This window comes from Microcoleus sp. AT9b-C3 (genome assembly GCF_036705485.1).
GTDB lineage: Bacteria > Cyanobacteriota > Cyanobacteriia > Cyanobacteriales > Microcoleaceae > Microcoleus.
The window spans coordinates 53,958-64,710 of the sequence record NZ_JAUBUR010000008.1; the positions used below are offsets into that span (position 1 = coordinate 53,958).

Here is a 10,753-nt window from a genome sequence, read left to right on the forward strand (position 1 = left end):
GACGCACCCTACTACTTAATTTCAAGCTTTAAGACAATTTAATTGTTAATATAATCATCAATATATGGAACATGACAGCATAGAATATGACTTAAAAAATGAGCCTAGTCTCAATCTTTTAAGAATGAACAATGCACCATTAATTATCAGTTTTTTATATCTACAGTTCAAGTCTTCAAATCAGAAGATTACCGTTTCCCAATCTGAACTCGTAGAAAAACTTGAAAATTATTTAGAGAAGCTGCGCGAACATGAACCGAAACGATATAGTGACAAAGCACAGACTTACTTGGACACCTGGTGCAATAGCGAGCATCAGTTCTTGAAGAAATATTATTTAACAAAAAATGACGATCCGGTTTTTGAACTTGCACCGGGTACTCATCGGGCGATTGGTTGGCTGGAAGATTTGAAGAGGAGAGATTTTATTGGCACTGAATCCCAGTTTTTAGAGATATTTGCACTTCTCAAAGAAATTGTCACTAAAAGTACACAAGATCCAGAAGTGCGTTTGGAGGAATTAGAAAAACAAAAAGCAGCAATTCAGAAAGAAATCGACACCATCGAACAAACTGGTGAGGTTGAGCGCTACAGCGAAGCTAAGCTCAAAGAGTGGTTTCTTAAAGCTAATGATGTGGCGCGCCGGCTGCTTGCTGACTTTGGAGAAGTCGAGCAAAATTTTAAAGCAATCACGGACAAAGTGAAAAAGGCACAGCTAAAAGAGGAGGGGGGAAAGGGGTTAGTTGTCGCACAGGTAATTGATGCCGATGAAGAAATTAGAAAATCCGATCAGGGGCGTAGCTTCTATGCCTTCCGAAATTTTCTGGCAGATCCTTCCAAACAGGAAGAATTGCAAAAAATGATTGATGGGGTATATGGCTTGCCAGAACTTCAAGATTTGGGGGAAAAAAATCCCATACTACGAATAATTAAACGCAGTCTGATTAAAGCTAGCCAAAAAATTATTGACTCTAATTATCGTCTTGCCGAACAGTTGCGAAAAATGCTGGCAGAACAGCATATCGCAGAGAACAGGCGAGTGAAAGAACTGATTGCCCAAATTATAAAATTAGCACATACCGTGGTGGATAATCCTCCAGAAACTGAGGAATTTATCTGGATAGAAGGCGACCCGGAAGTGCAAATGGTGATGGAAAGACCGATGTGGAAACCCACAGAAGAGCGAATCTTTAAAAGCTACCACTTTAGCGAGCAAAATATCGATTTATCGAGGGAGAAACTTGAGGAACTCCGAAATTATTGTTATGTGGATGAGGAAGTATTGAAGCAGCGGATTGCTGCAATGTTGGAAAGTCAACATCAGGTAACGCTAGCTGAAATAATTGAGAGGTATCCGGTGGAAAATGGTTTATCTGAAGTTATTGCTTATTTGGCGATCGCTTCTGGCGATCGAAAACACGCGATCGATGACTCCGCGATCGCTCGCATAGACATCGCCAGTTACTTTGACAAGGAAAACCTCATGCACCTGACATTGCCGCAAGTTATTTTTAAAAGATAAACACAGCAAATTTATGATAGAAAACGACATTATAGCACCCTACGCACCAGCAATCATCAAATTACTAAAGGGTATTCTGTATGAGGATGACAGTGATTGGGGTATGCTATTGAACAACGAACGAAACGTCAAAGAATACTTCGGAAAAATTGGCGTGACAGTTTATTTAAATGAAGAAGAAGGGTATGCTTATTTACAGCAGCCCGATCGCGAGGATGACGACGAGCAAGCAAAACCACTGCCCAGGCTGGTGAAGAGAGTTGCCCTGAGTTGGGAAGTTACGGTACTATGTGTTTTATTGCGCGAGGAATTGCTAGAATTTGAGGCCAGCACCTCTAATTCCACTCGCTGCATTCTGTCTAAATATAAAATTCACGATTTAATGCGTCCGTTTTTTAAAGAGCAAACTAATGACGTACAGCTTGTGAAAAAATTTGACAGTACGATCGATCGAGCCGTCAAGTTGCACTTTTTAAAAGAGTTAAAGGGTACAGAAGGCGAATATGAGGTTCGCCGCATCCTCAAAGCTAAAATTCCCGCTGACAAATTGAAGGAAATCAAAGAAGAGTTAAAAGCGTAGGACAAATCTAATGCTTGAATTTGAAAAAGACAATTCCAAAGCTGGATACCGCTTACATCGGCTTGAAGTATTAAACTGGGGAACTTTTAGTCAGGGTACGATGGCCCCCGGCGGTTACACTTCCTTACTCACGGGGGCTAATGGTTCGGGTAAATCGACGTTGGTTGATGCACTGCTGACATTGCTGGTGCCCAATAAAAAGCGGAATTATAACTTGGCTTCAGGTTCAGAAAAGCGAAAGCGAGAGCGAGATGAAAAGACCTATGTACTCGGAGCTTACAGCACAATTAAAAGTGAAGATGACCACAAATCTAAACCGAAGTACCTGCGTACCAAAGATGATTATTCAGTTTTACTCGCTTATTTCTATAACGAAGGATACACACAGCACGTCACCTTGGCTCAGGTTTTGTGTGTAAAGGAGAAAGTTGAAAAGTTGTTTGTGGTTGCTGCAGGTGAACTGAGCATCGCCGCACACTTCAATAATTTTGAAAATTTCCCAAAATTAAAAAAACAATTAGCGTCTTTATTGCAACCAAAAATAGAAATATTTGACACATTTTTTGACTACAGCAAACACTTTCGCAAAACCTTTGGTGTGGAATCTGAAAAAGCTTTCGATTTATTCAATCAGACAGTCAGCATCAAAGAAATTGGAGAATTAAATGACTTTGTGCGCGGTCATATGCTGGACAAAATTAATGTTGAGGAGGAAATACACGAGCTAACTAAATATTATGAAAATTTAACCTTTTCCCATGAAGCACTGCAGAAAGCAAAGAAACAGGTAGAGATTTTAAAACCGCTCATTGCTGATTCTGACCAGTACGAAAATGTCCAGCGTAATCTGGATGAATTAAAGGAAGTATTGCGAGTAGTCCCTGCCTATTTTGCTCAGCGTAAAATCGGTTTGTTGCAAACAGTAATGGTAGAGAAACAACAGGAACATACTCAAGTAAACCACGATTTATCAGAAATAAATGGCGCTTGGGAACGCTTGCGACAGCAAGAGCTAAAATTAAAATTAGACATTGAAAATGACGATAAAGGACGGCAAATAAAAGATTTAGAACAGAAAATTAAGACTTTAGAGGAACGGATAGATAATTATAGAAGAGCCGCCCAAAAATATAATAAGATTGCTGAAGGTATAGGATTTCCAGCTTACAGTGACCGCGATACATTTAATAGTTCTGCAATCCGAGCGAGGGAAAATCAAGAACTTGTTGTTATTAAACTGGGAGAATTAACAAACCAACGCGATGAGGAAACAAGTAAGAAGAAACAACTTGAAAATATTTACACTGAGTTAGACAAAGAACTGCAATCTTTAAAACAGCGAAAAAATCAGATTCCCGGTGTAAACTTCCAACTAAGAAAAGAGATATTAACTGCTTTGGTAATTGCTGAGGCGGAAATTCCTTTTGTCGGCGAACTGCTGAAGGTAAAGGATGGAGAAGGCGAGTGGGAAAGAGCGATCGAAAAACTGCTGCACAACTTTGGACTGCGACTCCTAGTTCCTGAAAGGCATTACCATAAATTCACTAAATATGTCGATGGAACTAATCTGCGGGGCCGCGTAGTTTATGATAAAGTTTGCCCTAAAAATTTAGCTCATGAAACTAGAAACTTAGATAAGAATTCCTTGTTTAATAAATTGGAGATGAAACCTGATAATGAATATATTACTTGGCTGACTAATGAATTATTCAAAGACTTTGCTAGCTGCATCTGTTGTGAAGATTTAGATAGGTTTGAGCGGGAGAATTATGCTATTAGAAAAAATGGCTTGATGAAAAAGGGGAATAGACATGAAAAAGACGATCGCCATCGAATCAACGACAAAACTCAATATATTTTGGGATGGGACAATTCTGAGAAAATCAAGGATTGTGAAGCTAAATTGAAGGAGCTTCAAGCAGAGATTGATATAGTAAAAAAAGCGATAAAGGAGATTGAAACAGCACAAGAAGAGTGCGACGATCAAAAGAAGCTGCTAGAAAAGTTATTGGAATTCAATGATTTTTCTGCGATTGACTGGAAACCGGATGCTGGCAAGAAGCAAAAGCTAGTAGAGCAAAAGCAGGAGTTAGAGGAAAGTTGCGATCGCCTAAATGACTTGAAAAGAACACTAGCTGCTGTCAGCGCTGACATTCAGAAAAAGGATGCAGATAGAAGTGGCGCTGAGAAAAAGATTTTTAATCTCGATCGCGATATCGACGATTACCAACAACAGAGGGAGGAATGCGACAGGCGATCGACATCATGCACATCCGAAAAGATTCAGACTTATACTCCTAAAATTGAAGATAGTCTCAAAAATCCTAATCTGACGCTTATTAACATCCATCCTTCGGAAGTTGAAGTAAATGAGTCTTACCAGAGTCAAATAAACGACGCCAAGAGCAAGTTAACTTCTTTGGAAAGAAGCATTGACAAACAGATGGATAGTTACAAGCGAGAGTATCCCGAAGAAACGACCAATGTTGACGCATCATTAGAAGCGATTCCTGAGTTCAAAAAAATGCTAGCAAGGATAGAACTAGATGATTTACCCGCACAGGAACAAAAGTTTAAAGAACTGCTCGATCGGAAAATTAGTGACGCTATCTCTAATTTCAAAGAGGCGTTAGAAGACTGGCAAAGTGAAATTGAACAAAATATTTACGAGATAAATCAATCCTTAAAAGTGATTGAGTATACAGACTCGACTTATATACAAGTCCAATCGGAAATTAACCGAGACACCCAAATTAAGGAATTTAAAAATCAATTGAAGGTTTTGTGCTATCGTGATGTAGGCGTTGAGCAAACTTCTGAAGCTGACGAAGCTAGCTTTGAAAAAATTAAAGACCTGATCGATCGCCTCAAGTCAGATGAGCGGTGGATAGCAAGAGTCACTGATGTGCGTAATTGGCTTAATTTCTCAGTCAGCGTCAAAAATAAAGATGACCACACTCAGAAGGAATATTACTCCGATTCCTCTGGAAAATCGGGCGGGCAAAAGGCTAAATTAGCCTACACCATCCTAGCGTCAGCTATTGCCCATCAATTCGGATTAGTACAAGATCAAACAAAATCTGAGTCATTTCGTCTTGTGGTCATTGATGAAGCTTTTAGCAAGTTAGATGAAGAAAATGCAAAGTATGCAATGGAGTTATTTAAACAATTAAATCTTCAGCTTCTGGTAGTTACGCCCAAAGACAAAATCTACGTTGTTGAGAACTATGTAGGAGCTGCTTACTATGTTCACAACAGTATTGAAGAGAACGACTCCAAGGTTCGTAATATTCCCATAGAAAAGCTGCGTCTAAAACAAATGGCTTCAAATTAACTGTGTCTGTTTATGATTACACCCGACGAAATCAGAAAGAAAGCCGATCGGCTTTATACTCCATTCCTGCAATCCTTGCTCCTGGGAGAACCTTTTTTCCCGCTAGATTTGCCCGCAGGCAAAATTCCCTACGACGACTACCAGGAACTCAAAGAAGCCGTACAGCAACTCCTGAAAGGCTCAAAAGAACACGCTGGCTGCGGGTATCAAGTTGAGCTGATACAGCGGAACAATCGCAAATACGGTATGCAGTCGCTGCCATCCCGAATTGTATTTGAAACAGAGACTGATTATTTGAAATTTCTTAATAAAGAACAAGAAGTTGCTGATTTTCAATACGCTGTAGCAAGGATTAGAAAAGAAGTTCCTGAATTGAATATCTGGCTCAATCAAAATCCTAAAAAAGTAGTCAAACAATTAGGAAGTTGGGAGAATTTATTGCGTGTATGCGTGTATTTTCAGAACAATCCCAAACCAAATCTTTATATTCGCGAACTACCGATAAATGTGCACACCAAGTTCATCGAACAAAATCCAGGTATTCTGAATGAATTGCTGTTAGCTATCCTGCCAGATGATGCTATCAATAAAGAAGAAACTGATTTTGAAAAGCGATTTGGTTTGCGATATACTGCGCCATCGATAACTATCAGAGCTTTGGATCAAAACCTACAGGTGAAGTATGGCATTAGCACCTCGGAGATGAGCATACTCATTTCTGATTTTGAACGTCGCAGTCTTCAAGGATACCGCTTTATTATTACTGAGAATCTGATGAATTTTCGCACATTACCTGATTTAACCAACAGCTTTGCGCTGTGGGGAAAGGGATTTAATGTAGCTATTTTAAAAGATGTTGAGTGGCTAAATGATTGCCAAATAATTTACTGGGGCGATTTGGATGCCCAAGGGTTCCAGATTCTTTCGCAGTTAAGGTCTTATTTTTATCAAACAATTTCTGTTATGATGGATCGAGAAACTTTCGATACTTTTCAGGAATTTGCTGTGCCGGGAACATTATGCAAGACTCCTAAGTTACTTTACCTGACACCGGAGGAGCATGATTTATTTGCGGATTTATGCAAGCAAACAATTCGTTTAGAACAGGAAAAGATACCGAAGGATTTTGTAATTTGCAGGTTGAATAATTTGACCGCTCGGTAATATCGTTTCCGGTGGCATGGGAATCATATATTTGGATGCTCTCGCGTGCGTCCCGCTCGCATTACATAATTCCGATGCTACCGGAGATGATATAAGCCCACATAAAAGAAACAGCTCTTTACAAGCGTTTAACAAGTATCCACCGCAACTCTAACGGCGGTGTTTCTTGCACGGGAAATAAATCGCGCCCGCTAGCCCAACTCACCAACCAAGGTGTCGGGGGCCACGCAGAGTCAGGCAAATGTTTTTGTTCGTATTCAATCACCGATTCATCAGAAATAATTTCTAACGGCAAACCCTCTATTGCTGCTTGCAATTCTTCTCTGGTAATCAGATAAGACCAACACAATTCAGACATTTGTTTTGCCATCTCATCGGGTTCGTAACCCTCTATAGCTAAGAAAGCACTGAATAAGATAAACCCGCCGCTTAAAACGGCATCGGACATTTTGCCTAGGAAAAGACGAATTTGTTCGGGGTAGCGGAAATGAGAGAGAACTTCGGTAGCAATGGCTAATTTGTACCGATAAGTTTTCATCCTCAATAAGGGATCTAAAACGTCGCCTTGGGTGACATTTATCGGCAAGTTTTCGGCGGTGGCTGCTGCTGATAGTTTCTCGGCAAATATCGGTGTTAGTTCGATCGCATCCACGGAATGGCCTAACCTTGCTAAAGGCAAACTATTGCGCCCTGGGCCCGCACCGACATCTAAAATAGGTGCTTTTCCCGGTTCCCCTAATTCGGTGGCAATGGCGATGACTTTGGCATCGGGATGGCTGCCGAATAAAGGTTCGGGGCGAATATCCGGCCAGCTATGATATTTCTGGGCCATTGATTCGATTTGAATCTTGGTATTGATAGTAATGCCGCCGGCTAAACCGCTTTGGGAATTAGCGGGAAAATAGGAGACTATTAGATTAGCGTGGGGGGAATTTTTGAATCCTTCTGCTAAGGCGTTGGCGATTAATGTTCGCAAGTTTTCGGCTTGGGCAGCGTCGATGTTTTGTCCGAGAATGTTTAAGAAGTCTGACAGTAATTTAAGATAGTCGTCTAGCATCGATGGCAAGCAAGGCAGATAGAATTCTCCCTTGAGGCCGATGCTCCTTTTGAGCCTTTCTTTGAGAATTAATTTCAGGCGATTCGAGTCAGTCATTCGATTTTAGATTTTAGATTTTAGATTTTAGATTGACTTGCAGCATTGAATCTGGGAGATTAAACAAGACTCTAAAATTTTGATCTATTCACCACTTAAGTCATTCGCAACTATCCGTTTTTGGGTCGAGTCAGCGGCGGGCCTATTTCGGGTGATTTGCTGACAGGCAATGCGGGGATAGATGCGGCACTGGTGAGGTTTTTAGTCACAATATTTTTGATTAGATTCGGCAATAAGTGCGATCGCACCCAGCATAATCTTGTGCTCTTGCACCTGAATTCGAACGTGCAACGTTTCTGCGGTATCATCAGGGAATACTGGCACCGCAGCCTGCATTAAAATCGGCCCGCTGTCTACTTCTAAACGGGCGATATGCACCGTACATCCGGTGATTTTAACCTTGGCAGCTAGTGCTTGCTCGACGGCGCGAATTCCTGGGAAACTCGGCAGTAAGCTGGGGTGAATGTTAATAACGCGATCGGGAAAAGCATCAAGCAAAACTTTGGTAACAATTCGCATCCAACCCGCCATCACTACCCATTCTACATCATATTGTTGAAAAGTTTTGACAATTTTTGTATCTAATTCTTCGCGGCTTTTGCAGTCGCGGTGATTGAGCAGAATCGAGGGAATGCCGTATTTTTCGGCTCTGGCGGCGGCTTTGGCTTCGGGGTTGTTGTAAATTAATACTGGGATTTTAGCGTTGAGTTGTTGATTTTGGATGGATCGGGCAATTACCTCGAAATTGCTGCCGCTTCCTGATGCTAAAACCCCTAATTTCAATGGAGGATAAGCCGGATCGATCGCACTTTTGCCAATCTCAGGAGAAATTAGGCAGGCATGGGAATTAACAGATACTGGATTAGCGGTCATTCGATTTTAGATTTTAGATTTTAGATTTTGGATTGACCCCACGGATAAATTCAGGGGCTTGAGGATTTTAGATTTGAGATTTTGGATTGATTCCACGGATAAATCACGTGGCGGGTACCACCTTTGAAATTCGCTTGTCATAAAGATAAAAACTATTCACTCGTATTCTACTATACAGGTAAAGGGTAAGGCGTGCTTCGGCGCACTCTAAATGGAGATATTCCATAAGTCCTAAGTATATTATTTTTTTTTGCAGACCTACTGATTCACTCCTATTCTACAATATTCTCAAAAAACTCTTCCCTGAGAATCGAATAAACTTTTAGATCCCAATATCTGCCTTTCACAAATAGGTGCTGTCGCAATACCCCTTCCAATTGCATCCCCACTTTTTCCATCACCCTAGCAGAAGCAATATTGTTAACTTCACATCGAGCCATAATTCGATTCAGCAACATCTCCCGAAAGCCGAATTCAATAACTGCATTGACAGCCTCGCTCATGTATCCTTCGCCCCAATAGCTCCTAGAGAGTGCGTAGCCAATTTCCGCGCGGCTGTGGGTCATGCTCCATTCCACAAATCCACAAGTCCCGATAAACTTTTTGTCGGCTTTATGAACGACTCCCCAATCTACCAGCTCTCGTTTTTTGTACATTTTTGTAAGTGACTTTAGAAAATATTTAGTGTCTTCAATCGAGGTGTGACTTGACCACATTGTGTATTGTGATACTTCGGGGTTTGAGGCATAGTCAAACATATCGCTCGCATCATTTAAAGTAATTTTTCGGAGCAGGAGCCTTTCAGTTTCTATACTGGGTAAATGAGTTAATATATCGAGAAGGTTCATTGGGACATTGACCTATATTGTGATACCATTTAAAACTAAAAGCTAAAATTTACAAGCCAATGGTTCGGATAAAATTTGGGCGTTTTAACTGGTTAGATAATGATGCGATCGCAGCTTGGACTTTCCTGGCCCCAGCTTTGCTGTTTCTGGGTACTTTTTTGATTTGGCCGATCGCCTATTTATTTTACCTCAGCTTTACCAGCGGCAGCTTTACCCAGTCGGGAGTGCGTTGGATTGGCTTCAACAACTACTGGCGTCTAGTCACAAACCCGGATTTCTGGCAAATTCTCCAAAATACGCTCTATTTTACTACTGCAACAGTCATTCCCAGTTTAGTGATTCCATTGGGCTTAGCAGTTTTGCTAAATCGCTCGTTTGCTTGGCGAGGATCTCTCCGCACCGCTTATTTCATTCCTTCGATTACCTCTTTAGTTGCAGTGGGCTTGGGTTGGCGGTGGTTGTTTCAAACCGACGGCCCGGTGAATAATGCCCTAAGTGCGATCGGCTTAAATCCAATTCCTTGGCTGAGTAGCACAGTTTGGGCAATGCCAGTGATAATTCTGCTCAGTGTTTGGAAACAATTAGGCTTTAATATGGTAGTATTTTTAGCAGGATTACAAGCAATTCCGGTAAATCGTTACGAAGCCGCAGAATTGGATGGAGCTAATGCTTGGCAGCAATTTTTGTACATCACTTTACCCGGTTTGCGGCCGACTTTAGTATTTGCTACCGTCACTACTGCTATTTTTACTCTGCGGAGTTTCGAGCAAGTTTACGTCATCACCGGCGGCGGCCCTTTGAACTCTACTAATTTGCTAGTTTATTATATTTACGAGCAAGCTTTTTCGCAATTTGATTTTGGCTATGCAGCCGCTGCGGCAACTTTCCTGATGGCTGTAGCTTTGCTATTAGTTTATTTACAACTAAAAGTTTGGGGCGAAAATTCTTAATTAGGCTATGCGTAGTTTGACGTGCGGTAATTACATCGGTAACGTGCGCAATGCGCACCCTACATTTAGAGGTTTTGTGTATGTCCTGAATTAACTCGATTCCCAGTAAGGTGCGCAATGCGCACCCTACATTTAGAGGTTTTGTGTATGTCCTGAATTAACTCGATTCCCAGTAAGGTGCGCAATGCGCACCCTACATTTAGAGGTTTTGTGTATGTCCTGAATTAACTCGATTCCCAGTAAGGTGCGCAATGCGCACCCTACATTTAGAGGTTTTGTGTATGTCCTGAATTAACTCGATTCCCAGTAAGGTGCGCAATGCGCACCCT

General features: G+C 41.2%; 8 protein-coding genes. 5 read left to right on the top strand and 3 right to left on the bottom strand.

The genetic code is table 11. The features are described 5' to 3' along the window. Positions 1-64 precede the first annotated feature (64 nt). From QUB77_RS09800 to QUB77_RS09815, 4 genes are read left to right on the top strand one after another with little or no spacing between them, the layout of a single operon-like run. Positions 65-1,522 carry a DUF3375 domain-containing protein gene (locus QUB77_RS09800; protein WP_333171812.1) on the top strand — a complete coding sequence of 486 codons (1,458 nt, stop codon included), beginning with the start codon at positions 65-67 and terminating at the stop codon, positions 1,520-1,522. Positions 1,523-1,535: 13 nt separating this feature from the next. Further along, positions 1,536-2,102, top strand: coding sequence for a DUF4194 domain-containing protein (locus QUB77_RS09805; RefSeq protein WP_333171814.1), 567 nt, complete (start codon positions 1,536-1,538; stop codon positions 2,100-2,102). A 10-nt stretch (positions 2,103-2,112) separates the two neighbouring features. Next, positions 2,113-5,436 carry an SbcC/MukB-like Walker B domain-containing protein gene (locus tag QUB77_RS09810; RefSeq protein ID WP_333171817.1) on the top strand — a complete coding sequence of 1,108 codons (3,324 nt, stop codon included), beginning with the start codon at positions 2,113-2,115 and terminating at the stop codon, positions 5,434-5,436. A 12-nt stretch (positions 5,437-5,448) separates the two neighbouring features. Further along, positions 5,449-6,600 carry a Wadjet anti-phage system protein JetD domain-containing protein gene (locus tag QUB77_RS09815; RefSeq protein WP_333171819.1) on the top strand — a complete coding sequence of 384 codons (1,152 nt, stop codon included), beginning with the start codon at positions 5,449-5,451 and terminating at the stop codon, positions 6,598-6,600. A gap of 118 nt (positions 6,601-6,718) precedes the next feature. Here QUB77_RS09815 and QUB77_RS09820 read toward each other — a convergent pair whose 3' ends face one another. The 3 genes from QUB77_RS09820 to QUB77_RS09830 all read right to left on the bottom strand — a co-directional run bounded on the left by QUB77_RS09820 (position 6,719) and on the right by QUB77_RS09830 (position 9,474). Continuing rightward, entirely contained in the window at positions 6,719-7,753 is a 1,035-nt protein-coding gene (locus QUB77_RS09820; RefSeq protein WP_333171821.1) for a class I SAM-dependent methyltransferase, read from the bottom strand. Positions 7,754-7,954: 201 nt separating this feature from the next. Then, positions 7,955-8,626, bottom strand: coding sequence for a phosphoribosylglycinamide formyltransferase (gene purN / locus QUB77_RS09825; RefSeq protein WP_333171823.1), 672 nt, complete (start codon positions 8,624-8,626; stop codon positions 7,955-7,957). 272 nt (positions 8,627-8,898) lie between these two features. Further along, the gene (locus QUB77_RS09830; RefSeq protein ID WP_333171825.1) at positions 8,899-9,474 is read right to left on the bottom strand and encodes a GNAT family protein; all 576 of its coding nucleotides are present in this window, start codon (positions 9,472-9,474) and stop codon (positions 8,899-8,901) included. A 59-nt stretch (positions 9,475-9,533) separates the two neighbouring features. Between QUB77_RS09830 and QUB77_RS09835 the strand changes: the two genes are divergently transcribed. Next, on the top strand, positions 9,534-10,424 hold the full coding sequence (locus QUB77_RS09835) for a sugar ABC transporter permease (RefSeq protein ID WP_333171827.1): 891 nt from the start codon (positions 9,534-9,536) through the stop codon (positions 10,422-10,424). Positions 10,425-10,753: the final 329 nt, after the last annotated feature.